Below are 23,867 nucleotides of genomic sequence, written 5' to 3' on the forward strand. Positions count from 1 at the left end.
TCTCCGGTTTCGGGGCGGCCGGCCCCTACAAATGACTCGTCTTTTGCCGGCGCGATCCCTAATCTCTTAGGGGAAAGGGTCAAGTCTGATCTGATCGGAGCAAGGAGACCTTCGTGCGCACCCCGGCAAGACCGCCGCTGGATGGCCTGAAGAAAAAGCTCGATCAAAGCCGGGCTGAACGTGCGCGCATGCCGCGCGACGGATTTTTGCGCGAAACCTTCGTCCTGCCGCGTTCGGACGCCCGCCTGAAGGCAAAGGAATGGTTCGAGCGCTTCCCCAAGCAGGCCTACTGGACCGAGATCGAAAGCTGGTTCGAACGGCCGGGCGATTTGATCGAATTCACCATAAGGCGCCTGCCGGCGGCGGATTAGAATTCCTCGCCCTGTTTACGGGGACAACCCAATACAGGCGTCGCCCCTTGTATCCGCCTTCACTACGCTCAGGCACCTTCTCTCCGTGAACCGAGAGAAGGAAGAACCAGCCTTCTCGCCCCTGTTCCTTCCCTGGCCAGCCGGTCATCCTTGTTGCGGAGCGGACATTTGTCGATCGACATGCAGCCGCAGCCGATGCAGTCGGTCAGCCCGTCGCGCAATTTCTTCAATTGACCGATCTTGCGGTCGAGCCCGTCGCGCCAGGCGGTCGACAGCAGGCTCCAGTCGTCGCGCGTCGGGGTGCGGCCCTCGGGCAGGGATTGAAGCGCCGTCGCTATCTCGGCCAGCGAAATGCCGACCTCCTGCGCGATTTTGATGATGGCCACGCGCCTCAGCACGTCGCGGCCGTAGCGGCGCTGGTTGCCTGACGTGCGGTGGCTGCGGATCAGGCCGCGAGCTTCGTAGAAATGCAGCGCCGACACCGCGACACCGCTGCGCGCGGCCACTTGGCCAACCGTTAATTCCGCTGCTGGCGCCATCTCGCACTTTTCCGCTTGACCTCAAGTTAAGTTGAGCTTGTAGCGAAGAAGCCATCGACATGCAAACGACAGGAGATGGCGATGTGCGCCTGGGTGAGAATGACGGGCGAGGGCAGTGTCGCGGGCGCCGGCGGGACCGTGGCCGCCGCTTCAGCGGATGGCATTCTGGCCCAGTTGTCGCGTGGCTTCGCCGGCCACCATGGCGGCGGAGAGCGCCACATTGATGCTGCGCGCGCCGGCCTGCATCGGGATCGTCAGCCGCGCGTCCGCCGCCTGATGGACCGGATCCGGCACGCCTGCGGATTCACGGCCGAACAAAAGGATATCGCCAGTGGCGAAGTTGAAGCTGGTGTATGGGGTCGCGGCCTTGGTCGACAGCAGCACCAGCCGGCGCGCGCGGGCCTTGCGCCACTCCTCGAAGGCGTGCCAGTCGACATGCCGGGTCAGGGCAGCCATTTCGAGGTAATCCATGCCGGCGCGCCTGAGCGCTTTATCGGAGAGCGGAAAGCCGGTCGGTTCGATGATGTCGACGCCGATCCCGAGGCAGGCGGCGAAGCGCAGGATTGTGCCGGTGTTGCCGGCGATGTCAGGCTGGTAGAGGGCGATGCGGAGACGGTCGTTCATTTCCGCATCCTTCTATTAAGTGGCAAATCGGCCACAGCGGCTTCGCGGTTTTGGAAATTGCTGGACCTGCGGGTGGCCATTTTCTGCGAAGTCGGGTATACAGCGTACATTGTCAACCCGAACCGAAGGAGGGGTAATTCATGATGACCATGCACATCCAGCACCCTCTCCGTGGGCTTACATGCCCGGTGGCGGTTTCGGTACGACGGTTCTCCTGATCTCTTAGACGCTTCCGCACCGATTTCCGCCGAAACCATTCCCTGGTCTTCGAAGGAATCCTGCGATGTTTTTCAAGCTGCCGAAGGGGCCGATGGCCCCGCCCCAACGCGTCTCGACTGATCAGCCGCCGATCCCGCGGCAGGACGTCGAGCACCCTTTTTATCTCTATTTTCACACGGAGGACGGACCGATGTTCGATCCCTACAGAATACCGGGCTCGAGGAGCCTGCATATCCACCGGCTGCCGACCTGGGCGCTGCTGATCGGCGAAACCTATTCGTCGGCGGTCCACGCCGAGGTTCGCCGGCGTCCGCATCGCGGCATGCTGCCCGATGTCGATTTCTCGCGCGCGGTTCCCGACCCGAGCCGGCCCTCGTTGGTGCGCCGTATCATCCGGGCGATCCGGCCGGGCGCGAAGATTCGCCTTGTCGACACCGCACCGTCAGGATCAACAAAAGAGCCTGTCGGCGAAAAGCCCGCGAACCCCTATATAGCGCGAAGCAGGGCCGACGGTCCGGATGATTCCGGACCGTCGGCCCTCGGCGCCATGCGGTCCGAGGACTTCGTACGTTCACGCGCCGCGTGAGCGGAAACAGATTTCATGAGCATGACCTATGTTGTTGTTTAGCTGGTTTGAAAAAAGGCTCGATCCGTTCCCGGGCGCGGAGCCGGTCGAGCCGCCCAAGACGCTGGTTGCCTTCTGCCTGCATTACACGCGCGGCGCATGGCCCTATATCCTGGTCGATGCGGTGCTGGTGGCGGCAATCGCCATCGCGGAAGTGTGGATGTTCGGCTTCCTCGGCCGCATCGTCGACTGGCTTTCGGCGCAGAACCGCGAAACCTTCCTGCAGACGGAGGGCTGGAAGCTCGCCAGCATGGCCTTTATCGTGCTGTTCGCGCTGCCTGGCACGGTATGGCTGCATTCGCTGCTCAACCAGCAGACGCTGATGGGCAACTATCCCATGCGTATCCGCTGGCAGGTGCATCGCTATCTGCTCAAGCAGTCGATGAGCTTCTACCAGGACGAATTCGCAGGCCGCATCGCCACCAAGCTGATGCAGACGGCACTCGCCGTGCGCGAATGCGTGATCAAGGTGATCGACGTCCTGAACTACGTCATCGTCTATTTCCTCGGCATGCTGCTCATCGTCGGCTCGGCCGACTGGCGGCTGGCCGCACCGCTCGGCGTCTGGATGGTCGGCTACATCCTTCTGCTGCGCTATTTCATTCCTCGGCTGGGCAAGGTCGGCGAGGAACAGGCCAATGCGCGCTCGGTCATGACCGGCCGCGTTGTCGACAGCTACTCCAACATCCAGACGGTCAAGCTGTTCAGCCATGCCCGCCGCGAGGCCTCCTTCGCCAAGGAGGGCATGATGGGCTTCCTCGACACGGTCTACCGGTCGATGCGGCTGGTGACGGTGCTGTTCGGCTCGCTCTACATCCTGAATGCGCTTCTCCTGTTCTCGGTTACCGCCATCTCGTTGTGGCTGTGGCTGGGCCAGGCGGTGACGATCGGCGCGGTCGCCGTGGTCATCGGCCTGGTTCTGCGGATGTGGGGCATGTCGCAGTGGATCATGTGGGAAATGTCGGGCCTGTTCGAGAATATCGGCACGGTGCAGGACGGCATCGCCTCGATTTCGCTGCCGCGCCTTGTCGAGGACAGGCCCGGTGCGAAGGAGATCACGGTCTCCAAAGGCGAGATACGCTTCGAGGACATCCGCTTCCACTATGGCAAGCAGAAGGGCGTCATCGAGAACCTGTCGCTGGTGGTGAAACCGGGCGAGAAGGTCGGCATTGTCGGCCGCTCCGGCGCCGGCAAGTCGACGCTGGTCAACCTTTTGCTGCGATTCTACGACCTCGAAGCCGGCCGTATCCTGATCGACGGCCAGGAGATCGCAGCGGTGAAACAGGATTCACTGCGCGCCCAGATCGGCATGGTCACGCAAGACACCTCGTTGCTGCATCGTTCGGTGCGCGAAAACATCCTCTATGGCCGGCCCGACGCCAGCGACGACATGCTTGTCGAGGCTGCGCGGCGCGCCGAGGCGCTGGACTTCATCGCCGGGCTTTCGGACCATAGCGGCCGCAAGGGATTCGACGCCTATGTCGGCGACCGCGGCGTCAAACTGTCCGGCGGCCAGCGGCAACGCATCGCCATCGCTCGCGTTATGTTGAAGGACGCGCCCATACTTATCCTTGACGAGGCGACGTCGGCGCTGGATTCCGAGGCGGAAGCGGCCATCCAGGAGAACCTCTACAAGCTCATGCAAGGCAAGACTGTCATCGCCATCGCCCACCGGCTGTCGACCATCGCGGCGATGGACAGGCTTGTGGTGATGGACCAGGGACGCGTCATCGAGGAAGGTTCGCACGAGGAATTGGTGGCCAAGGGCGGGCTCTACGCGCAGCTCTGGCAGCGCCAGTCGGGCGGTTTCCTGCTGGATGACGGCCCGATCGGTGCCGCAAGCGACGTTGTTGCCAATGACGTTGGCGCAAAGGGACAAGCCGCTGAATGATGGCCGCCGCCGCATGATGACAGCCGTCTATCGCTGGTTCGAGAACTGGGTCTATCCGTTCAGGGAGCCCACGAATCTTCGGCCGCCGTCCGGCGTCGCCGGTTTTCTCTGGCACTATGTCGGCCAGGCCAAGTTCGCCTTCTTCGCCATGCTGGTCATCGGCGGCATCGCGCCGCTGGTCGAGGCCGGGCTGTTCTACTTTGTCGGGCGGCTGGTCGACATCCTTGACCAGCTTCCCGGCGAACGCAGCTGGCATGCGCTGTGGACGGCCGCCGGGCCGGAACTTGTGTTCATGATCGTCGTGGTGCTGGTCGTCCGCACCATCGTCGTCGGCCTGTCGGCCCTGGTCGACGAGCAGACGATCACGCCTGGCTTCTACAACCTGGTGCGTTGGCAGGCGCACCGGCACGTGTCGCGCCAGTCCTACTCCTTCTTCCAGAACGATTTCGCCGGCCGCATCGCGACAAAAGTCTGGCAGGCTGGGCAAGCGACCGGCGACCTGATGGAAAGCTTCATCGAGGTCGTCTGGTTCATGATCGTCTATACGGTGACGACGCTGGCGCTGGTCGCGGGGCTCGATATCAGGCTCGCAGTGCTGGTGCTGATCTGGATCGCCGCCTTCGCCTGGCTGGCCAGGCTCTATCTGCCGGCAATCCGCAAACATGCCGAGGCGACCGCCGAGGCGGGGTCGATGATCACCGGCCGCATCGTCGATTCCTACTCCAACGTGCAGACGCTGAAACTGTTCTCCGCCGATGGCGACGACCGCTACATCAGGAGCGGCTTCGACATCTATCTCGACGCGTTGCGCCCGTTCACGCGCCGGCTGACCGGCGTGCGCATGGCGCTGACGACGCTGTCGGGCATCATGATCACGGCGATCGGTTGCTTTGCCGTCTATCTCTGGGTCGAGGGCTCGATCACCGTCGGGGCGGTCGCCTTCACGCTATCGCTGGTGCTGCGGCTCAACATGCTGCTTGGCCGGCTGATGATGCAGCTCAACAGCATCCTGCGCAATCTCGGCGTGCTGGAGAATTCCAAGGCGCTGATCTCGCAGCCGCTCGGTCTGGTCGACGCACCCGACGCCCGGGAACTGGTCGTGGCCGGCGGGCGCATCGAGGTGAAGAATGTCGAGTTCCACTACGGTAAGGGGTTCGGCGTGCTCAACGGCATCGATCTCGTGGTGCGGCCGGGCGAGAAGGTCGGGCTGGTCGGGCCGTCCGGCGCCGGCAAGACCACGCTCGCCAACCTTATCCTGCGGCTGTACGAACTCGAAGGCGGAAAGATCGCCATCGACGGCCAGGATGTCTCGCAGGTGACGCAAAATTCGCTGCGCGCCAATATCGGCGTCGTCAGTCAGGACACAGCGCTTTTCCACCGTTCGCTGCGCGACAATATCAAACTCGGCATGCCCGACGCCACCGACGCGCAGGTGATCGCGGCGGCCAGGAAAGCCGAGGCGCATGATTTCATCCTGACCTTGCGCGACAATCGCGACCGACAGGGCTACGAGGCCTATGTCGGCGAGCGCGGCGTCAAACTGTCGGGCGGCCAGCGCCAGCGCGTGGCGATCGCGCGTGTCTTCCTCAAGGATGCGCCGATCCTGATATTGGACGAGGCGACCTCGGCACTCGATTCCGACATCGAGGCGGCGATCCAGGAAAACCTGACGCGGCTGATGGAAGGCAAGACGGTCATAGCCATCGCCCACCGGCTGTCGACGATCGCCGCGCTTGACCGCCTCGTCGTGCTCGACGGCGGCCGCATTGTCGAACAAGGCACGCATGATGAACTGGTGGCGCTCGACGGGCTCTACGCGCGGCTGTGGAAGCGTCAGTCCGGCGGCTTCCTCTATCATGAGGAAGCCGTGCTGGAAGAGACGCGGCCGGCGGAGTAGCGGCATGGGCGCGACGCATGAGACCGACTATCTGCTGAAACGGCTGCGGCCGACGACACCGGCCTTCGATGCGCTGATGGAAGAGAGCCGGCGGGAAGGCTACTGGATGCTGGTGCGGCTTCGCGACGGCTGGACAAGCGGCCGCAACAAGTTCCTGAAACACGGCCAGGCACTGTTCGGAGCATGGCACGGCGGCGAACTCGCCGGCGTGTGCGGGCTGAACATCGATCCCTATTTCGAGGGCAGGAACCATGGCCGGGTCCGGCATCTGTTCGTCGGCGCGCGCCATCGGCGCACCGGCCTTGGCCGCATGCTGGTTGAGACCGTTGTCGACAGGGCACGCCACTATTTCACCGTGCTCAACACCCGTGCGCCGCAGGAAGCCTTCGGCTTCTATGAGCGGCTTGGCTTCGCGCCGGTGGCGGGCGAAGAATTCGTCACGCACCGGATGATTTTCGCGAAAGGAGGCTGAAATGTCCCTGCGTCCGCCGTCCCGTCTGACCAGTGCCTCTGCCGCCGAAGCCGCCTTCGACGCGCTCGGCCATGAAGTCCTCGCCGAGAAGGCGGCGGCACTCGGCCGCGCCGGACAACGCGTCGAAGAAACGCTGGCCCGGCTGCGCAACAATGGCGACGAGCAGTTGCGTCCCCGGCTGCTCAAGGAGGCGGCGGTGGCGGTGCATGGCTACTTCATCCAGCGCGAACTGTGCGGTCTTCGAAAGCACGATGCCGTCATCCGCGAATACAACATCCCGAAGGCGGTGCTGGTCAGGCTCGGCGCCATGTAGGGTTGGCGCTTGCCGCGCCGATTTCCCTGTGGAATCTCGCCAGGCGGCTGGCGAGCGCTTCGGGGTTCTCATCGGGGACGAAGTGCCCGCTGTCGGCAATGATGTCGCCCTCGATATTCGAAAGCCCGGCGGCCCTGAGGCCCTCGACATAGTCGCCGATGTCGCCGGACTCGGCCGAGCCCCTGAGATACAGCACCGGAATAGCTGTAGGCGCCGCGGGCCGCGCGGCATTGGCTTTGGCGTCTTCGGGGAAGGCGCGATACCAATCGAAACCGGCCTGGAGGCTTTCAGGCCGGGAGTAGGCTCTCGCATAGATTTCCCTGGCCTGCGCCGGGATCGATGCCCGATCCTTCGAAAGCACATTGAAGAAGAAGTCGAAATAGGTGCTTTGGTGGCCGCTCACCAGCGTTTCCGGCAGCGCCGGGACGGCATGGAAGGCAAAGTGCCAGATCCGCGGATTGCGAATGACCTCTTCCCACGGCGCGACACCCGGAACAGCGACATCCATGATCGCCGCGCCGGAAAGGATCTCGGGATGGTCGCGCAGCAGGGCGAACACGATCTGGCCGCCGACATCATGACCGGCCGCCACGAGGTGCCGCAGCCCGCAGGCCTCGGCAACGCCTCTCATCAGCCTCGCCAGAGTTCTCTTGTCGCCGGCCTCAGGCATGCCTTGCGAGCCGCCGATGCAGGGCAGGTCAGGTGCGACGACACGGTACTCGGCAGCCAGCCGGCCGATCACCCCTTCGAACGCATAGGAGCTTTGCGGCCACCCATGCAGCAGCAGGAATGCAGGCGCTTCAGCCGGGCCTGCCTCGCGGATCGCTATGCTCAGCCCTTCGATTTCGATGTTCGAGGTTTGCATGTCCTGGCCCTGCCGGCTGCCTATGCCATAGATCTAGGCGGCGATCGGAAGACCGACAGGGCTGGATTGTTTGACCCGTTTGCGGACGCAAACCGTTTCATACTTTTCCAGGAACCACCTGGGCCTGGATCACTCCAGCCACTGGGTAATGAAAGTGCCGTTCTCGTGGATGTCGGTCGTTTCCAGCGGGCCGGGGCCGAGATTGGTGAATTTGTGCGGCGTGCCGGGCGGCACGATGACGATCTGGCCGGCGGAGGCCTCGATCTCCTCACCGCCGACCGTGAACAGGCCGATGCCCTGGCGGATGATGAAGATCTCGGCGTAGGGATGGGAATGCAGGCGCGGTCCGCCGCCGGTCTCCGGCAGGTAGTTGAAGATCAGGCAGGAGTTGGAACCGTAGGGGGCACATTGCAACTCGCCCTTCCAGCGGTCGGGGCGAACAGCCCATTCCTCGCGGTCTATGACATGCGCCATGGGGGCAGGATAGCCCCCCCGGAGCCAGGTGTCGAGGCGAAGCTGACCCCCGGATTCGCTACTGTTCCCCGCTGTTTGGCGGTGTTTCACGGTCATCCGCCGTCTTGTCGCGGGGTGCCGGATTTCGTCCCCGCGACAATCTGCCCTTGTGCCTTCACCCGTCTGGACAAAAACGGGCTTCACGCATAAACCGAAGTCCAAATGCCGGAGGAATTCGCTAGCCTGTTCGCCATGCGCTGTCGGGTTGGCGTGAATGAGCGGGGAACAAGGCTCGCCCACCGGCACGGAAGAGGCGAAAGGATCAGGCACCCGTGAGCGCAACCGACACCCAGGATCCCAACCGTCGAGATTTTCTCTACGTCGCCACGGGCATGGCCGCCGTGGTCGGCGCGGGCGCCGTCGCGTGGCCGTTCATCGACCAGATGCGCCCCGATGCCTCGACGCTGGCGCTCGCCTCGGTCGAGGTCGACGTCTCCTCGCTGACGCCGGGCATGTCGCTGATCGTCAAGTGGCGCGGCAAGCCGGTCGTGGTGCGCAACCGCACCGAAAAAGAGATGAAGGACGGCGAGGCCGTCAATCTCGCCGATCTCAAGGATCCGATCGCCCGCAACGCCAACCTGCCGGCCGACGCGCCGGCGACCGACGCCAACCGCACCACGCCCGGCAAGGAAGCCTGGATGGTGATGGTTCAGGTCTGCACGCATCTGGGCTGCATTCCGCTGGGTCAGGAAGGCGATTTCGGCGGCTGGTTCTGCCCTTGCCACGGTTCGCAATACGACACCGCCGGCCGCATCCGCAAAGGCCCGGCGCCCGAGAACATGGCTGTGCCGGTATTCAAGTTCATTTCCGATACCAAGATCCTTATCGGTTGAGGCAGGGGATATTTCGATGAGCGAGGGACACTCGACCTACACGCCCAAGACCGGTATCGAGCGCTGGTTCGATGCGCGCATGCCTCTGCCGCGGCTGATCTATGACAGCTTCGTCGCCTATCCGGTGCCGCGCAACCTCAACTATGCCTGGACCTTCGGCGGCATCCTGTCGATCATGCTGGTGGCGCAGATCCTGACCGGGATCGTGCTGGCCATGCACTACACGTCCGACACCAATCTCGCTTTCGATTCAGTCGAAAAGATCATGCGCGACGTGAATTCCGGCTGGCTGCTGCGCTACATGCATGCCAACGGCGCGTCGTTCTTCTTCGTCGCGGTCTACATCCATATCTTCCGCGGCCTCTATTACGGCTCCTACAAGGCGCCGCGCGAGCTGCTGTGGATCCTCGGCTGCATCATCTACCTCCTGATGATGGCGACCGGCTTCATGGGCTACGTGCTGCCGTGGGGCCAGATGAGTTTCTGGGGCGCCACCGTCATCACCGGCTTCTTCAGCGCCATTCCACTGGTCGGCGACTGGATCCAGCAGCTTCTGCTCGGCGGTTTCGCGGTCGACAATCCGACCCTCAATCGCTTCTTCGCGCTGCATTACCTGCTGCCGTTCATGATCGCCGGCGTGGTCGTGCTGCACATCTGGGCGCTGCACGTGGTGGGCCAGTCGAACCCGACCGGCATCGAGGTGAAGTCGAAGACCGACACCGTCGCCTTCACCCCTTACGCGACCATCAAGGACGCGTTCGGCATGATCGTGTTCCTGTTCTTCTTCGCCTATTTCGTCTTCTACCTGCCGAACTATCTCGGCCACCCCGACAACTACACGGTCGCCAACCCGCTGAAGACGCCGGCCCACATCGTTCCGGAATGGTACTTCCTGCCGTTCTACGCGATCCTGCGCGCCATCACCTTCAACATCGGGCCGATCAACTCCAAGCTCGGCGGCGTGCTGTGCATGTTCGGCGCCATCGCCATGCTGTTCCTGGTGCCGTGGCTAGACACCTCCAAGGTGCGCTCGGCGGTCTACCGGCCCTGGTACAAGCTGTTCTTCTGGCTGTTCGTGGCCGATGCCATCCTGCTTGGCTGGCTGGGCTCGCAGCCGGCAGAAGGCAGCTACGTGTTCATGGCGCAGATGGCGACGCTGTTCTACTTCGCCTTCTTCCTGATCATCATGCCGGTGCTCGGCCTGATCGAGACGCCACGCAGGCTGCCGAACTCGATCACCGAGGCGGTGCTCGAGAAGAACAAGGGCGGCAGCGGGCATCCGGCGGGCGCCACGGCCGCACCTGAGACCAAGGGTTGAGCGGTAGAGAATCTAAGGGGATTTGGCATGAAAAAGATTCTCACCTCGCTTGCGCTGATCGGCCTTGTGGCCGCCGGCCTTGGGGCTACGGGCACCTGGGCGACCGCGGCCGAAGAGGCGCATAACGCGGCGGCGCCGACGCATTTCCCGATCAACGAACCGAAGGAAATGGACTGGAGCTTCACCGGCCCGTTCGGCACCTATGACAAGGCGCAGCTGCAGCGCGGCCTCAAGGTCTACAAGGAAGTCTGCTCGGCCTGCCATTCGATGAACCTGGTGGCATTCCGCACGCTTTCGGACCTCGGCTATTCCGACGCACAGATCAAGACGCTGGCGGCCGAGTACACCATCCATGACGGCCCCAACGACGCCGGCGACATGTTCGACCGTCCCGGCAAGCCGTCCGACCATTTCCCGGCGCCGTTCGCCAATGAGGAAGCCGCGGCAGCCTCGAATGGCGGCGCAGCCCCGCCCGACATGTCGCTGCTGGCCAAGGCGCGCGGCGTGGAGCGCGGCTTTCCGCAGTTCGTCTTCGACATCTTCACCCAGTATGATGCCGGCGGCCCTGACTACATCCACTCGCTGCTGACCGGCTACGACCAGACGCCTCCGGCTGGAATGGTCATCCCGGAAGGCACGCACTACAATCCGTACTTCATGTCCGGCGTGTCGCTGAAGATGCCCAAGCCGCTTTCCGACGGCCAGGTGACTTATGACGACGGCGCGCCGCAGACCGTCGACCAGTACTCCCGCGACGTCGCCGCTTTCCTGGCGTGGGCGGCTGAGCCGCATATGGAAGCCCGCAAGAAAACCGGCTTCCGGGTGCTGGTGTTCCTGCTCCTGTTCGGCGCACTGGTCTACATGACCAAGCGCAAGGTTTGGGAAGCAGTCGCGCACTAAGCCGCGCGGCCGGAGATTGAAGAAAGGGCGCCCGCGAAGCGCCCTTTTTGCTTGCCGAAGAGGCTGGCGCGTGAGGTGATCGCTTTGTTGTCGAACAAGCCGGTTGGCAGCGCGGCAGGCGATTGCTATTCGACGCCCCGACGGCGGCGAAAGCTTTGCCGCCTATAGGGCGTTTGGGGTTCCATGATGCGGCTCAGCGACTGCCACAACTTCTCCGATTTCCGCCGCATGGCGCAGCGGCGGCTGCCGGGGCCGATCTTCAACTACATCGACGGCGCGGCGGACGACGAGATCACCTATCGCCGCAACACCGAGAGCTTCGAAACCTGCGATCTCGTTCCCAACGTGCTGCGCGGGGTGAACGAGATCGACATGTCGGTGACCGTCATGGGCCAGAAGCTGGCGATGCCGTTCTACTGTTCGCCGACCGCTCTCCAGCGGCTGTTCCACCATCAGGGCGAACGGGCGGTCGCCAGGGCCGCTGCAAAATACGGCACCATGTTCGGAGTTTCCTCGCTCGGCACGGTCAGCCTCGAGGAAGTCCGAAAAATCAGCAGCGGCCCGCAGGTCTATCAGTTCTACTTCCATCGCGATCGCGGCCTCAACCGGGCGATGATGCAGCGGGCACGGGAGATCGGCGTCGAAGTGATGATGCTGACCGTCGACAGCATCACCGGGGGAAACCGCGAGCGCGACAAGCGCACCGGTTTTGCGATTCCCTTCAAGCTCAACCTGGCGGGAATGGCGCAGTTCGCGATGAAGCCTGCCTGGGCGATCAACTATTTCACGCATGAGGCGTTCAAGCTGCCGCAGCTGGACGAGCATATCGACATGGGCGGCGGCACGATGTCGATCAGCCGCTACTTCACCGAAATGCTCGATCCGTCGATGACGTGGGACGACGTCGCCGAGATGGTGAGGCTTTGGCCGGGACCGTTCTGCCTCAAGGGCGTCATGTCGGTGGAGGATGCCAGACGCGCCGTCGAGATCGGCTGCAAGGGCATCGTGCTGTCGAACCATGGCGGCCGGCAACTGGACGGTTCGCGCGCGGCTTTCGACCAGCTCGCCGAGATCGTCGATGCGGTCGGCGACCAGATCGACGTCCTCATGGATGGCGGCGTGCAGCGCGGCACGCATGTGCTAAAGGCGCTGTCGCTCGGCGCCAAGGCCGTCGGCGTCGGACGCTACTATCTGTTTCCGCTGGCGGCGGCGGGCCAGCCTGGCGTCGAACGCGCACTCGAGCAGATGCGCATCGAGATCGAACGCGGCATGAAGCTGATGGGGTGCAGCTCGATCGAACAGTTGACCCGCCGGAATTTGCGTTTTCGGTGATGGCCATTGCTTCGATGCGAAAGATCGCAGCGCCGGCAGAGGCAAGCCTTTGGACGTATATGCTCCTTTCGCCGGATGCGCTTGTCTCGGCCGCCACATCGCGCTAGCCGTTGTCGGTCGCGCCGGGTTAGGATTTGGCGCTGCGCCATTTCACGCCTTTCCGCCGAAACTGGACCACCCGGAGCCGCCTCATGAAACCTTCGCTCGAAGACACGCTGCTGGCGGCCATCCGCACCATTCCGGACTATCCCAAGCCCGGCATATTGTTCCGCGACATCACCACGCTGCTTGGCAACGCGCGCGCTTTCCGCCGCGCCATCGATGAGCTGGTGCATCCCTATGCCGGCGAGAAGATCGACAAGATCGCCGGCATCGAAGCGCGCGGCTTCATCCTCGGCGGCGCCGTCGCCCATCAGCTCTCCGCCGGCTTCGTGCCGATCCGCAAGAAAGGCAAGCTGCCTTATGAGACAGTGCGCGTCGCCTACAGCCTGGAATACGGGCTGGACGAGATGGAGATGCACAAGGACGGCGTGTCGCCGGGCGAGAAAGTGATCCTGGTCGACGATCTGATCGCCACCGGCGGCACGGCGGAGGCGGCGGTGAATCTCCTGCGCCAGATCGGCGCCGATATCCTTGCCGCCTGCTTCGTCATCGACCTGCCGGATCTCGGCGGCCGCGCCAAGCTGGAAGCGCTCGGCGTGCCAGTGCGGACGCTGATCGGGTTCGAGGGGCATTGAGAGAGCAGTTCCTCCTTCTCTCCCTGGGAGAAGGAAGAGGCGCCATTACTCCACCTTGACCAGCACGGCGCTTTCGAACTCCAGTACCTTGTCGCCGGTCGAATCGAAGGCTTCCGAGCGCAAGGTCAGCACCCGCCAGCCCGGACGTGAGGCGATCGGGCGGTGGGAAAGGGCGGTGCGGGTGAAGGTCACGGTCTGCCCGGCATAGACCGGCTTCAGCCATTTCAGGTTCTTGAAGCCAGGCGAGGGCCCGAATTCGGGCGTCGGGCCAGGGCCGGTCCACTCGGCGTCCATGCGGGTTTCGAGGTTGAGCTTCATCCAGGTGGCGGCGGTATGCCAGCCGGACGCACACAGCCCGCCCAGCACGCTCTTCTTCGCGGCATCCTCATCGACGTGGAAGACCTGGGGGTCGTATTTGCGGGCGAAGGCCTTGATCGCCTCGGCTTCGAACGTATGCGAGCCCAGCGTGACGGTGGTGCCGACGCGGAAGAATTCGTCCAGCATCATGCAAGGCTCCCTGCGGCATTGCGCGTGAGGAACATGACGGAATTCTCGAGCTCGAAGACGCTTTCGCCGCGTTGGTTGAGCAGCTCGCTGCGCATGGTCACGAAGCCGAGCTGCGGCTTCGATTTCGAAGGACGCTTGGCCAGGACGACGAGGCTGCCCTTGAGCGTGTCGCCGGCCAGCACCGGCTTCTTCCATTTGACCTGATCGACGCCGGGTGCGCCCTGGCAGGTCGAGTCCAGCAGGAAGGCATCGCATAGCATGCGCATGAACATGGCGCAGGTATGCCAGCCCGAGGCCGAGAGGCCGCCCAGGATGCTTGCCTTGCCGGCCTCCTCGTCGAGATGCATCGGCTGGGCATCGAATTCGCTGGCGAACTCGATGATCTCGGCCGCGCTCACCTGTTTGGTGCCGAGGTCGAACGAGGCTCCTTCGACGAAGTCCTCATAGGCCCATGTCTTTCCAGTCATGGCGTGGAATCCGGTTGCAGAACGTGCGATCCACATGGATCGGCAAACCCGGATGCAGGCCGGACGGCGTTTGGTCAAGCCCTTTCTGGTGAGCCAGCCGCGGGCGCCCGGCCGGCCGTTGCGATCACAGCCAGCCGCGGCGGCGGAAATACCAGAAGGGCAGGATCGCCGAGAGGACCATCATGGCGATCGCGAACGGATAGCCGAACTCCCATTTGAGCTCGGGGATGACGTCGAAATTCATGCCGTAGATCGAGGCGACCAGCGTTGGCGGCAGGAAGATGACGGCGGCGACCGAGAAGATCTTGATGATGGCGTTCTGCTCGATCGAGATCATGCCGAGCGTGGCGTCGAGCAGGAAGGAGATCTTCTGCGACAGGAAGGTGGCGTGGTCGGCAAGAGAAAGCACGTCGCGCGACAAGGTCTTGATACGGGCGCGGACGTCCTTGCTCATCTTGGCCTGGGTCGCGACATGGGCGAGGAAGCCGGCCAGCCGCTGCAAGGAGATCAGGCTGTCGCGCACGGAGGAAGCGATGTCCTCCTTGCGGCCGATGCCCTTCAAGAGTTCCTGGAAATCACGGTTGCGCTTCGACACCTTGGTCGATCGCGCCTCGAAAATGTCGCGCGAGATCGCTTCGACGTCGCGGCCGGCGCGCTCGAGGATGTCGGCGAGCCGGTCGACGATCGCTTCCAGCAGGCCGATCAGGATGGTGTCGCCGCTGGTGCAGCCGGTCGCCACCTTCTCGGCGCGCAAAGGGAAGGTCTTGAACGCTTTCGGTTCGTGATAGCGCACGGTGACCAGCCTGTTGCCGGCGAGTGCGAAGGTAACCGGCGAGATCAGGGGATCGTCGACGTCGGTCTGGGCGGGCAAGGTGGCGGTCATGAAGTAGGCGCCGTCCTCGATATAGAGGCGGCTGGAAATCTCGATCTCCTCCATCTCCTCGCGGGTCGGAATGGCGATGCCGAGCCAATTCTCGATTGTTGCCTCTTCGTCCTTGGTCGGATTGAAGAGATCGGCCCAGACGACCTTGTCGCCATTGGCCAGGAGATCGTCCGTGAGACGCAGGCGATCATTGTCCACGACGAAAGCCTTGATCATCGCCAGATCTCCCTGCCGGAAAGCGCGTTCGGATTGCTGCGTCGTATCGGATCGCACTAGCCTTCGTGCGCCGAGCCTGTGCCCGCCGCTTAGACTTGCGGCATGACAAAATCAAGACACGCCGGACTTGGGGCCGACACCAGGGGCGCTCAGAAAAATTCGTCGAGCAGCCGGCAGCATGAAAGCTTCGACGGGTCGGGTCATCGACCGCGCTTCGGGCTTATCGTGGAGAGCAGGCCGGACCCGCGGGGGCCGGCCTGCGAATGCCCCTATCGGGCGCTCGGCAGGATCTGGTGCAGCACGATGGCCCAGACGGCGCCAAAGGCGATGGACGAGCCCAGAATGTACTGCACGATATCGGGAAGCGTCTTGACGAAATCCGGCGGCGCAAGCGTAGCAAACAGGGCCATCAGGATCGGCAGGCCGACGACCAGCATGTTCCTTTCCGTCAGCGGCGTGCCGCGCACGACGCGGAACCCGTTCATGGCGATGACGACGCAGAGCACGCCGAACACGCCGCCGATGATCGGGCCCGGGATCGAGGCGATCACCGCCGACAGTTTGCCGATCAGTCCGAACAGGACCAGGAAGATGCCTGCCGCGGCGAAAGCGGCGCGGCTGGCGATGCCGGTGATGGCGATGATGCCGGCATTCGACGAATAGCCGGTGACCGGCGTGCTGCAAAGCAGTGCGCTGACCAGGCAGCCGAGGCCTTCGCCGGTGGCGCCCCTGTCGAGCTGTTCATTCGACAGCGGCTTGTCGATAACGGCGCCGACCGCGAACCAGGTGCCGGTGGTTTCGGCGAGGACCACGATATAGACGATGAGCATCGTGAGCGTCGCCGAGAGCGAGAACGTCACGTCAAGATTGAGGAAGGCGATGCGCGGCATCGAAAACCAGGTCGCCTCGGAGACCGCTCCCATGTTGAGTTGGCTCATGGAGGCGGCGGCCACGCAGCCGGCCACAAGTCCGATGATTACGGAGAGCAGGCGCAGCCAGGCGCCCTTTGCGCCGAGCGCCATGCCGGTCAGCATGCAGCCGACGAGCACCGCCGCCGCAACAAAGGCAAGGATGATATTGCCGCCGACGGTGGCCGTGCCGTGGACCGCGAACACGCTTTCGCGGAGTGCGACCGGCATCAGCGCGATGCCGACGACGATGATGATGGCGCCGCCGACGATGGGCGGGACAAAGCGGTCTACCAAGCGATGGAAGATTCCCGTGGGCGAACCGAGCAGCATGACCAGTATGGCGCCGGGAATGAGCGCTCCGATCACCGCGGAAAGACCGGCAATGCCGCCGCCGGCACCGAAGGCGATAGCCAGCACCGCGCCGATCGGCACAAAGGACGGCCCCTGCACCACCGGCAGGCGCATCAGAAGCTGCGACTGGATCAGGGTGGCGATGCCCGCCGCGACGAAAGCCGACTGGATGAAGGCGCCGGCATCGCCCGCGCTGAAGGCCAGGACCGATGCGATGATGAACGGCACGATGTAAACATCCATCGCCAGCACGTGCTGGAGGCCGAGCAGGGCGGCCTTGCCCAGTGGCAGCGGATCGTCCGGCTGAGCAATCAAAGTGATTTCCGGTGCAGTGCGTTCCATGATGTCCCCTCTGGAATTTCCCGGCCGATCATGGGATCAGTCGGCGCCAAAGGACAGCGGCGCAAAGGCTTGCCAACTGTTTTCTTGCGCGCCATGCAATAACGGCCACACGCGCCAGCGCAACCGGAGCGATCCATGACAAGAGAGGCCTTCACGCTGCTTGGCACCGCCTTCCACACGCCGGAGCGCGGCCGGCTGGAGGTGCTGAAGGACCATCTGTTCAGCATCGATGCACAGGGACGGATCGCGGAGATTCTCGCACCCGGCCATCCCGAATACGCGGCGAGGAAGAGCGATGCCCGCCAGGCGGGCAGCCTAGTGGAGCTCGGCGAAGGCCAGTTCCTGCTGCCCGGCCTGATCGACCTGCACATCCACGCGCCGCAATGGCCCCAAATGGGCAAGGCACTGGACGTGCCGCTCGAGGTCTGGCTGCAAAAATATACGTTTCCGCTCGAGGCGCGCTATGCCGACACCGGCTACGCCCGTGAGGTCTATGCCGACCTGGTCGACAATCTTCTCGCCAACGGCACCACCACGGCACTCTATTTTGCCACCGTCCATGTCGAGGCCAGCTTGGCGCTTGCCGAGATATGCCTCGAAAAGGGCCAGCGCGCTTTGGTCGGCAAGGTGGCGATGGACGATCCCGAGCAGTGCCCGTCTTTCTATCGCGATGCCGACGCGGCAAGCGCCATTTCCGACACCAGACGCTTCATCGAGGCGGTCAGATCGTTGGATACCGGCGAAAGACCGCTGGTCCGGCCGGTGATCACGCCGCGCTTCATCCCCAGCTGCACGGATGCGGCGCTGCAAGGCCTGGGCGAACTCGCAACGGAATTTAGCTGCCACGTGCAGACACATTGCTCGGAGAGCGATTGGGCAAGGCAATTCGTCGAGACGCGCTTTGGCTGCACCGACGCGGCGAGCCTCGACGGTTTCGGCCTGCTGACGCGCCACACCATCCTGGCGCATTCGAACTTCATCGACGGGCGGGATATGGACCTCATCAAGGGGAAGGGGGCTGGGGTTGCGCATTGCCCGCTGTCCAACTTCTATTTCGCCAATGCGGTGTTTCCGCTGCGCGACGCGCTTGACCGGCACATGCATGTCGGGCTCGGGACGGACATTTCCGGCGGCTACAGCCCGTCGCTCTTCGACGGCTGCCGGCATGCGCTGTCAGCCTCGAGGACGCTGCAGAGCGGCGTCCATGCCGGCATGGACGCAGCGCAGCGCGGCGCGCCCGGCGCGCCGATCACGCATCAGGAGGCGTTCTGGCTGGCCACCGCCGGCGGTGCCGAAGCGCTCGACCTGCCGACGGGCAGCTTTCGCGTCGGCCATGAATTCGACGCGCTGCTGATCGACACGACGGCGAAGGCCTCGAACATCCACATCATCCCGGCGGACGACACGCTCGACGATGTCTTCCAGAAGATCGTGCTCAACGCGGCACGCGCCAACATCGCCACGGTGTGGGTGAGCGGAAGGACGGTGGCCGGGCAGTAGCCACGTCGCAGTCGCAGATCTGGCCCTATGCGCGCGATGGTTCCTCGGTAAGAGATTGTTTTTGCACCTTCAGCAACATGTCCTTGGCAGCGATCACCGCGCCGACCGTGATCAGGACGCAAGCGAGCGCAACAGACCAGTGAAAGATACCGAATCCGGCCAGCAGCAGCACGATCACGGAGAACAGCGGCGCGGCATAGGAAAGCGCGCCCAGGATCATGATGTCTCCATGCTTGCAGCCATAGTCCCATGCGTAGAAGCCGGCGCCGAGCGGTATCACGCCTAGAATGACGATAGCGCTCCATTGCGTCATTGTCTGCGGCCAGACAGTGATCTCGAGCGCGAGATGGAGAGTGAAGGCGACGGCCGCGGTGATCAGGCAGTACACCGCCACCACATCGGTCGGCACCTGGCCGAAACGGCGCGACAGGACGGAATAACCGGACCAGACGAAGGCGCAGAACAGGGCAATGACGTGGCCCGGCTTCACGCCGTCAGCAAGGCCCACGCTGCCGCCTTTGGTGATGACGACGATGGCACCCGCCAGGCCGAGCATCACACCGGCTATGTGGTGAGACCTCAGCCGCTCTCCCGGCAGGAAAGCGGCGAAGACGACGATCAGCAATGGCCAGAGATAAGCAATCAGGCTCACCTCGACCGGCGGGGCGGACTGGATGGCGAAAAAGTACGCGCAGTGATAGATGCACAGCCCTGCCGTGCCGATTGCCCAGACCTGCCATGGCTGCCGCAGCGACTTGAGCGCCGACGGGCGGACAATCCAGCTGGCCGCCCCGACTGAGCCTCCCAGCAGAAACGTCATTGCCGCCAATTGAAAGGGCGGGATCGGCCCCGCGGCGGTCGAAAGCAGCGCGAGGAACGACCAGGTCAGAATGGCCGAGAAACCGATCAGGGTCGGGATGGTCCTTTTCATATGGTCCCCTTCCGCGTTCACTGAGCCAATAGCGGAAAGGCCTAGCGAGGGCAGCCCGTGCACGGCCTTACCCTGTCGGGAATGCGACCCGGCCTGGTCTGTTCACACTCTGGCCTGTGGTCCCTGCGGAGATGACCGAAGGATCACGTATTAAACTTGAACAGCATGATGTCGCCGTCCTGGACGACATACTCCTTGCCTTCGTCGCGCGCCTTGCCGGCTTCCTTGGCCGCTACTTCGCCGCCCAGCGTGACGAAATCATTGTAGGCGATGGTCTGGGCGCGGATGAAGCCGCGCTCGAAATCGGTGTGGATGACGCCGGCGGCCTGCGGCGCCTTGGCGCCCTTGTGCACAGTCCAGGCGCGCGTCTCCTTCGGCCCGACGGTGAAATAGGTGATGAGCTGCAACAATTCGTAGCCGGCGCGGATCACCTTGTTCAGGCCGGGCTCGTCGAGGCCGAGCGAGGACAGGAATTCCATCTCTTCCTCGTCGGAGAGCTGCGCAACCTCGGCTTCGATCGCGGCCGAAATAACGACGGTGCGTGCGCCCTGCGCGGCGGCCATCTGCTCCACGGCCCTGGTGTGCTCGTTGCCGGTGGCCGCGTCAGCCTCGGCGACGTTGCAGACGTAGAGCACGGGATGTGAGGTCAGAAGGTTCAAGCCTTGCAGAATGCGCAGGTCTTCCGCCGAGATGCCGTCGAGCAGGATGCGGGTCGGCTTGCCTGCCTGCAGAAGCTCAAGCGCTGCCTCCATCATCGGCAGCACGGTCAAGGCTTCCTTGTCCTTGCCGGACGCGCGCTTGCGGAATTGCGCGATGCGGCGTTCGAGGCTCTCGAGGTCGGCGAGCATCAGCTCGGTCTCGACCGTCTCGGCGTCGGCGACCGGGTCGATGCGGCCCTCGACATGGGTGATGTCGTCATCCTCGAAGCAGCGCAGCACATGCACGATGGCATCGACCTCGCGGATGTTGGCGAGGAACTGGTTGCCCAGGCCTTCGCCCTTCGAGGCGCCGCGCACCAGGCCGGCGATGTCGACAAAGGAGATGCGGGTCGGGATGATCTCCTTCGACTTGCCGATCGCGGCGATCTTCTGCAGGCGCGGATCGGGCACCGCCACCTCGCCGGTGTTCGGTTCGATGGTGCAGAACGGGTAGTTGGCGGCCTGCGCGGCGGCCGTCCTCGTCAGCGCGTTGAAAAGCGTCGACTTGCCGACATTGGGCAAGCCAACGATGCCGCATTTGAAACCCATTTTGTCCGGTCCTATCGGGAATTTGAGATTTGGTGAGGGCTATGGGCGATAGGGGTGATGAACGTCAAGCCCTGTAACGCCGTATGGACCCGAGCTCAGTCCTTGTTGCCGAACAGCTTCTTCAGCATGGCGGCCATCGGGCCGCTCTCCGGCAGCTTGGCGGGCGCCTGTTGCGGCCGTGCCTGGCGGATGTGGCTTTGCTGCTTGGGCGCCGGCTTTTCCGGTTCCACGCCGGCCTTGCCCTGAACGGCGAGGGCGGCCTTGTTCATGAAGCCGGATTCGTCGCCCTTGACGATCATCGCCGCGTTGTCGGCGACCGCGTCGAGCAGCGGGTCCAGCCAGTCGCGGTCGGTCTTGCCGAAATCGCCGAGTACATGATGCTGCACCATCTCCTTGACGCCGGGATGGCCGACACCGATGCGCACACGCCGATACGCGTTGCCGACATGGCCGTCGATCGAGCGGATGCCGTTGTGGCCGCCGGCGCCGCCGCCGGTCTTGATGCGCAGCTTACCTTCGGCAAGGTCGATCTCGTCGTAGAAGACGGTCAGCGCCCCGGGGCCGAGCTTGTAGAAGCGCAGCGCTTCGCCGACCGACTGGCCGGACAGGTTCATGAAGGTCTGCGGCTTGATCAGGATGATCTTTTCACCGCCGAGCGTGCCATCGGCGATCAATCCCTGGAATTTCTTAGACCAGGGCGAAAAGGAGTGGCGGCGGGCGATCGCGTCCACCGCCATGAAGCCGACATTGTGCCGGTTGGCGGCATATTTCGCGCCCGGATTGCCGAGGCCTGCAAAGACAAGCGGCATCGTCAGCTCCGGGCGTGAAAAAGTTACTTCTCTTCGGCGGCGGGAGCCGCCTCAGGTGCAGCCTCGACCGTCTCTTCCGTCTCCGGCTTCATCGCCGACGAACCGGCGACGGTCGCGATGGTGAAGTCGCGGTCGGAGATGACGGGCTTGACGCCGGCCGGCAGCTTGACCGACGAGATATGGATCGAATCGCCAATGTCGGCGCCGGTGAGATCGACGGTAATGAATTCCGGGATCGCATTGGCCGGGCAGTGGAACTCGACCTCGTGACGCACGATGTTGAGCACGCCGCCGCGCTTGATGCCGGGCGACTTGTCCTCGTTGATGAAGTGGACAGGCACGTCGACATTGACCTCGGTGTCCTTGCCGATGCGCAGGAAGTCGACATGGACAGGGAAATCCTTGACCGGGTCGAGCTGGAAGTCCTTCGGCAGGACCTGGATCTTCTTGCCGTCGACATCGATCGTGGCGATCGTGGTCAGGAACCCGCCGCCGTGGATCTTGTAGTAGATGTCCTTGTAGGTGAGAGCGATCGCCAGGGGAGGCTGCTTGTCACCGTAAATTACTGCAGGCACTTTACCGTTGCGGCGAACTGCACGGGCGGACCCCTTACCGACCTGTTCGCGCGCTTCGGCCTTGAGCTCGTAAGTATCGTGGCTCATGGCACTTCCTTTCGCGTTGTTCTGGAGCGTTTGCGGTTGGCAATGGGCCTGGACCGTAAACGTCGAAAGCCGCCGGGTGAGGCGGCCTTCCGCCGCGTTGCCTCCAAGGGTGTCTACGCGGGTGGCGGCTCTATAGCGGAAGGCGGCCGGAGGTGCAAGCCAAAGGCAGTCATCCAAAGGCAATGGTCCGGGACGGGACGCCTCGCCCGGCCGAAAGCGCTCGAGGCTTCACGCCGGCGCCGGTCCAAGGTTGTCACTGGAGCGGTTCAGCGTGATAGGATCGCCGACCCGCTCCAGTTCTTTGTCTTAGGCAATTGCCCGGGAAGGCGCTACGCACTTTCTCCGGGAAAACCGCTGCACATTTTTCCTGGAATTGCCCTATCCGCGCTTTTCGATGACGCCATACAGCACGTTGCGGTTTTCGCCAAAGAACACCTGCGCCTCGACGGTGTTGCGGTCGACGCTGGCATTGATGATGTTCCACATGTCGGCCTCGGAGCGCAGCAGCAGCACCCAGTCCATGAACGTTTCCCGATAGCCGGCGTCGGGATTGCCCTCGGCGTAGTTGGCAAAAAGGAACCTGCCGTTCGGCTTGAGCATCTGCAGGCAAGTCTTCGTGAGTTTCACGGCGACGTTGTGCTGGAGGTAGTCGTAAAGGCCGGAGGCGTAGATGAGGTCGAACTTGCCCAGCTTGTGGCCCCTGGTGAGCACGGTCCGCACCGAGCCGTCGACGGCCTCGACCGCGGTGCCCTGGAAGTCTCGCGCGATCAATCCAACGCTCTGGGGATCCTGATCGAGCGCAACCCAACGCTTGAGGCGGCCCTCAGCCAAGGCGGTCGAACGATTGGCCTCGCGCAGATGACCGGCGGCGATCGCCAGGACCTCGGCTTGCGGTCCGCTCTTGTCCGCCGTCTCGTCGACATACCGGGTCAAGAGATCGCGCCGTTCCCGCGCCGCCACGCAGGACGGTACGTCCTTGGTATGGCTGTAGAGTGCCTTCCCTGTGTCCGAGGCACCGGCCACGCTTTCGGCCACGTGCGGATCACAATAGATGTAGTCAAGCAACTGCGCGTCGCCGGAATAGCCCCTGGGCTTGGTGAATGACCACCGGGTGAGCGGGTCCTGGAGAAAGTAGTCAAGGATCGGATGGTTTTGCGCCACCGGTATCAACGACTGCCAAACGTCGGGGTGAACCTTGGCCCGCAGGGCGTTGAGATAGGACAGCAGGCGACGAACGATCTCGGCAGGGTCTTTCTCTTCCTCGACCTGCTGGTGTGTCGCGTGGAGAATGAGCGCGAGTTCCGCGCGGGCGGTTTCGAACGCCTCGCCGTGATGCTCGGGCTTTCTTCGAGGAAAACTGCCGGCAATCATCTCGGCAGTAATCAGGCTTTTGCCATCAAAGACACTTTGCACTCGAGCACTCCATAGTTAACAGTCAGTTAACTTATTGCGTACAATGCTCGATTTGCCAATGTCGTCCCGAACGCATTTTAACGGTATGCTTAATTTCCCGCCAACCATGTTCGCGCGTTAAAACCCACCGCATTGGATTCACGGCCTGAATTAACCGAAATTTGTTTCGCGCCGTTGCA

Annotated in this window: 25 protein-coding genes; 12 read left to right on the forward strand and 13 right to left on the reverse strand. The window is 63.4% G+C overall.

The window, feature by feature from the left end; all coding sequences use genetic code 11:
- Window positions 1–113: 113 nt before the first annotated feature.
- On the forward strand, window positions 114–371 hold the full coding sequence (locus tag FJ940_RS15400) for a hypothetical protein (RefSeq protein ID WP_140496044.1): 258 nt from the start codon (window positions 114–116) through the stop codon (window positions 369–371).
- A gap of 68 nt (window positions 372–439) precedes the next feature.
- Here FJ940_RS15400 and soxR read toward each other — a convergent pair whose 3' ends face one another.
- Window positions 440–910, reverse strand: a complete 471-nt coding sequence (gene soxR / locus FJ940_RS15405; RefSeq protein WP_140496043.1) for a redox-sensitive transcriptional activator SoxR — start codon at window positions 908–910, stop codon at window positions 440–442.
- 150 nt (window positions 911–1,060) lie between these two features.
- Window positions 1,061–1,534: a tRNA (cytidine(34)-2'-O)-methyltransferase gene (locus tag FJ940_RS15410; RefSeq protein ID WP_140516924.1), complete on the reverse strand. Its 474-nt coding sequence runs from the start codon at window positions 1,532–1,534 to the stop codon at window positions 1,061–1,063.
- A gap of 283 nt (window positions 1,535–1,817) precedes the next feature.
- On the opposite strand from FJ940_RS15410, the gene FJ940_RS15415 reads away from it, so the two are divergent.
- The 5 genes from FJ940_RS15415 to FJ940_RS15435 are packed head-to-tail and all read left to right on the forward strand — an operon-like array spanning window position 1,818 to window position 6,951.
- Entirely contained in the window at window positions 1,818–2,339 is a 522-nt protein-coding gene (locus tag FJ940_RS15415) for a hypothetical protein (protein ID WP_181167235.1), read from the forward strand.
- Between the two features lie 28 nt (window positions 2,340–2,367).
- Complete coding sequence (locus FJ940_RS15420; protein WP_140624170.1) at window positions 2,368–4,269, forward strand: ABC transporter ATP-binding protein; 1,902 nt, start codon at window positions 2,368–2,370, stop codon at window positions 4,267–4,269.
- Window positions 4,270–4,282: 13 nt separating this feature from the next.
- Window positions 4,283–6,166: an ABC transporter ATP-binding protein gene (locus FJ940_RS15425; RefSeq protein ID WP_140496430.1), complete on the forward strand. Its 1,884-nt coding sequence runs from the start codon at window positions 4,283–4,285 to the stop codon at window positions 6,164–6,166.
- A gap of 4 nt (window positions 6,167–6,170) precedes the next feature.
- Window positions 6,171–6,638 carry a GNAT family N-acetyltransferase gene (locus FJ940_RS15430; protein ID WP_140657071.1) on the forward strand — a complete coding sequence of 156 codons (468 nt, stop codon included), beginning with the start codon at window positions 6,171–6,173 and terminating at the stop codon, window positions 6,636–6,638.
- A 1-nt stretch (window position 6,639) separates the two neighbouring features.
- Window positions 6,640–6,951: a DUF6665 family protein gene (locus tag FJ940_RS15435; protein WP_140496039.1), complete on the forward strand. Its 312-nt coding sequence runs from the start codon at window positions 6,640–6,642 to the stop codon at window positions 6,949–6,951.
- Here the strand turns inward: FJ940_RS15435 and FJ940_RS15440 are convergent.
- Both FJ940_RS15440 and FJ940_RS15445 read right to left on the reverse strand, forming a co-directional pair.
- Complete coding sequence (locus tag FJ940_RS15440) at window positions 6,932–7,816, reverse strand: alpha/beta hydrolase (protein ID WP_140657073.1); 885 nt, start codon at window positions 7,814–7,816, stop codon at window positions 6,932–6,934. The two genes, FJ940_RS15435 and FJ940_RS15440, sit on opposite strands and share 20 nt — an antisense overlap.
- A 129-nt stretch (window positions 7,817–7,945) precedes the next feature.
- A complete protein-coding gene (locus FJ940_RS15445; RefSeq protein ID WP_140496037.1) occupies window positions 7,946–8,290 on the reverse strand; it encodes a cupin domain-containing protein in 345 nt (114 codons plus the stop codon).
- 311 nt (window positions 8,291–8,601) lie between these two features.
- On the opposite strand from FJ940_RS15445, the gene petA reads away from it, so the two are divergent.
- The 5 genes from petA (at window position 8,602) to FJ940_RS15470 (ending at window position 13,449) form a co-directional block, all read left to right on the forward strand.
- The gene (gene petA / locus FJ940_RS15450; RefSeq protein WP_140496036.1) at window positions 8,602–9,162 is read left to right on the forward strand and encodes a ubiquinol-cytochrome c reductase iron-sulfur subunit; all 561 of its coding nucleotides are present in this window, start codon (window positions 8,602–8,604) and stop codon (window positions 9,160–9,162) included.
- 16 nt (window positions 9,163–9,178) lie between these two features.
- Entirely contained in the window at window positions 9,179–10,480 is a 1,302-nt protein-coding gene (locus FJ940_RS15455) for a cytochrome b N-terminal domain-containing protein (RefSeq protein ID WP_140496035.1), read from the forward strand.
- 27 nt (window positions 10,481–10,507) lie between these two features.
- Window positions 10,508–11,380: a cytochrome c1 gene (locus tag FJ940_RS15460; protein WP_140524913.1), complete on the forward strand. Its 873-nt coding sequence runs from the start codon at window positions 10,508–10,510 to the stop codon at window positions 11,378–11,380.
- A gap of 186 nt (window positions 11,381–11,566) precedes the next feature.
- The gene (locus FJ940_RS15465; protein WP_140517004.1) at window positions 11,567–12,712 is read left to right on the forward strand and encodes an alpha-hydroxy acid oxidase; all 1,146 of its coding nucleotides are present in this window, start codon (window positions 11,567–11,569) and stop codon (window positions 12,710–12,712) included.
- Between the two features lie 191 nt (window positions 12,713–12,903).
- On the forward strand, window positions 12,904–13,449 hold the full coding sequence (locus tag FJ940_RS15470) for an adenine phosphoribosyltransferase (protein WP_140496033.1): 546 nt from the start codon (window positions 12,904–12,906) through the stop codon (window positions 13,447–13,449).
- A 45-nt stretch (window positions 13,450–13,494) separates the two neighbouring features.
- Here FJ940_RS15470 and FJ940_RS15475 read toward each other — a convergent pair whose 3' ends face one another.
- From FJ940_RS15475 to FJ940_RS15490, 4 genes are all read right to left on the reverse strand, one after another.
- Window positions 13,495–13,956: a MaoC family dehydratase gene (locus FJ940_RS15475; RefSeq protein WP_140516910.1), complete on the reverse strand. Its 462-nt coding sequence runs from the start codon at window positions 13,954–13,956 to the stop codon at window positions 13,495–13,497.
- Window positions 13,953–14,423, reverse strand: a complete 471-nt coding sequence (locus FJ940_RS15480; protein ID WP_140516908.1) for a MaoC family dehydratase — start codon at window positions 14,421–14,423, stop codon at window positions 13,953–13,955. The genes FJ940_RS15475 and FJ940_RS15480 overlap by 4 nt, the downstream gene beginning before the upstream one ends.
- Before the next feature lie 124 nt (window positions 14,424–14,547).
- On the reverse strand, window positions 14,548–15,522 hold the full coding sequence (corA, locus tag FJ940_RS15485; RefSeq protein ID WP_140496030.1) for a magnesium/cobalt transporter CorA: 975 nt from the start codon (window positions 15,520–15,522) through the stop codon (window positions 14,548–14,550).
- Window positions 15,523–15,791: 269 nt separating this feature from the next.
- Window positions 15,792–17,126, reverse strand: a complete 1,335-nt coding sequence (locus FJ940_RS15490) for a solute carrier family 23 protein (protein WP_140657075.1) — start codon at window positions 17,124–17,126, stop codon at window positions 15,792–15,794.
- Window positions 17,127–17,261: 135 nt separating this feature from the next.
- On the opposite strand from FJ940_RS15490, the gene guaD reads away from it, so the two are divergent.
- Complete coding sequence (gene guaD, locus FJ940_RS15495; protein WP_140556092.1) at window positions 17,262–18,626, forward strand: guanine deaminase; 1,365 nt, start codon at window positions 17,262–17,264, stop codon at window positions 18,624–18,626.
- A 25-nt stretch (window positions 18,627–18,651) separates the two neighbouring features.
- Here guaD and FJ940_RS15500 read toward each other — a convergent pair whose 3' ends face one another.
- From FJ940_RS15500 to FJ940_RS15520, 5 genes are all read right to left on the reverse strand, one after another.
- Window positions 18,652–19,557 (reverse strand): EamA family transporter, encoded by a 906-nt coding sequence (locus tag FJ940_RS15500; RefSeq protein ID WP_140524960.1) that lies wholly within the window; start codon window positions 19,555–19,557, stop codon window positions 18,652–18,654.
- A 143-nt stretch (window positions 19,558–19,700) separates the two neighbouring features.
- Window positions 19,701–20,804, reverse strand: coding sequence for a redox-regulated ATPase YchF (gene ychF, locus FJ940_RS15505; RefSeq protein ID WP_140524909.1), 1,104 nt, complete (start codon window positions 20,802–20,804; stop codon window positions 19,701–19,703).
- A gap of 95 nt (window positions 20,805–20,899) precedes the next feature.
- Window positions 20,900–21,613 carry an aminoacyl-tRNA hydrolase gene (gene pth / locus FJ940_RS15510; RefSeq protein WP_140524908.1) on the reverse strand — a complete coding sequence of 238 codons (714 nt, stop codon included), beginning with the start codon at window positions 21,611–21,613 and terminating at the stop codon, window positions 20,900–20,902.
- Window positions 21,614–21,636: 23 nt separating this feature from the next.
- Window positions 21,637–22,275, reverse strand: coding sequence for a 50S ribosomal protein L25/general stress protein Ctc (locus FJ940_RS15515; protein ID WP_140496025.1), 639 nt, complete (start codon window positions 22,273–22,275; stop codon window positions 21,637–21,639).
- Between the two features lie 378 nt (window positions 22,276–22,653).
- On the reverse strand, window positions 22,654–23,688 hold the full coding sequence (locus tag FJ940_RS15520) for a class I SAM-dependent methyltransferase (RefSeq protein WP_140567070.1): 1,035 nt from the start codon (window positions 23,686–23,688) through the stop codon (window positions 22,654–22,656).
- Window positions 23,689–23,867: the final 179 nt, after the last annotated feature.

Source organism: Mesorhizobium sp. B2-3-7 (genome assembly GCF_006442695.1).
Taxonomy (GTDB): domain Bacteria; phylum Pseudomonadota; class Alphaproteobacteria; order Rhizobiales; family Rhizobiaceae; genus Mesorhizobium.

Coding starts and splice junctions, on each gene's coding strand:
- FJ940_RS15515 (WP_140496025.1), bottom strand. CDS start 22,275: ATGAGCCACGATACTTACGAGCTCAAGGCCGAAGCGCGCGAACAGGTC.
- FJ940_RS15500 (WP_140524960.1), bottom strand. CDS start 19,557: ATGAAAAGGACCATCCCGACCCTGATCGGTTTCTCGGCCATTCTGACC.
- FJ940_RS15480 (WP_140516908.1), bottom strand. CDS start 14,423: ATGACTGGAAAGACATGGGCCTATGAGGACTTCGTCGAAGGAGCCTCG.
- soxR (WP_140496043.1), bottom strand. CDS start 910: ATGGCGCCAGCAGCGGAATTAACGGTTGGCCAAGTGGCCGCGCGCAGC.
- FJ940_RS15465 (WP_140517004.1), top strand. CDS start 11,567: ATGCGGCTCAGCGACTGCCACAACTTCTCCGATTTCCGCCGCATGGCG.
- FJ940_RS15440 (WP_140657073.1), bottom strand. CDS start 7,816: ATGCAAACCTCGAACATCGAAATCGAAGGGCTGAGCATAGCGATCCGC.
- guaD (WP_140556092.1), top strand. CDS start 17,262: ATGACAAGAGAGGCCTTCACGCTGCTTGGCACCGCCTTCCACACGCCG.
- FJ940_RS15455 (WP_140496035.1), top strand. CDS start 9,179: ATGAGCGAGGGACACTCGACCTACACGCCCAAGACCGGTATCGAGCGC.
- FJ940_RS15415 (WP_181167235.1), top strand. CDS start 1,818: ATGTTTTTCAAGCTGCCGAAGGGGCCGATGGCCCCGCCCCAACGCGTC.
- FJ940_RS15430 (WP_140657071.1), top strand. CDS start 6,171: ATGGGCGCGACGCATGAGACCGACTATCTGCTGAAACGGCTGCGGCCG.
- corA (WP_140496030.1), bottom strand. CDS start 15,522: ATGATCAAGGCTTTCGTCGTGGACAATGATCGCCTGCGTCTCACGGAC.
- FJ940_RS15445 (WP_140496037.1), bottom strand. CDS start 8,290: ATGGCGCATGTCATAGACCGCGAGGAATGGGCTGTTCGCCCCGACCGC.
- FJ940_RS15470 (WP_140496033.1), top strand. CDS start 12,904: ATGAAACCTTCGCTCGAAGACACGCTGCTGGCGGCCATCCGCACCATT.
- FJ940_RS15425 (WP_140496430.1), top strand. CDS start 4,283: ATGATGACAGCCGTCTATCGCTGGTTCGAGAACTGGGTCTATCCGTTC.
- FJ940_RS15490 (WP_140657075.1), bottom strand. CDS start 17,126: ATGGAACGCACTGCACCGGAAATCACTTTGATTGCTCAGCCGGACGAT.
- FJ940_RS15460 (WP_140524913.1), top strand. CDS start 10,508: ATGAAAAAGATTCTCACCTCGCTTGCGCTGATCGGCCTTGTGGCCGCC.
- FJ940_RS15410 (WP_140516924.1), bottom strand. CDS start 1,534: ATGAACGACCGTCTCCGCATCGCCCTCTACCAGCCTGACATCGCCGGC.
- FJ940_RS15475 (WP_140516910.1), bottom strand. CDS start 13,956: ATGATGCTGGACGAATTCTTCCGCGTCGGCACCACCGTCACGCTGGGC.
- pth (WP_140524908.1), bottom strand. CDS start 21,613: ATGCCGCTTGTCTTTGCAGGCCTCGGCAATCCGGGCGCGAAATATGCC.
- FJ940_RS15435 (WP_140496039.1), top strand. CDS start 6,640: ATGTCCCTGCGTCCGCCGTCCCGTCTGACCAGTGCCTCTGCCGCCGAA.
- FJ940_RS15420 (WP_140624170.1), top strand. CDS start 2,368: ATGTTGTTGTTTAGCTGGTTTGAAAAAAGGCTCGATCCGTTCCCGGGC.
- ychF (WP_140524909.1), bottom strand. CDS start 20,804: ATGGGTTTCAAATGCGGCATCGTTGGCTTGCCCAATGTCGGCAAGTCG.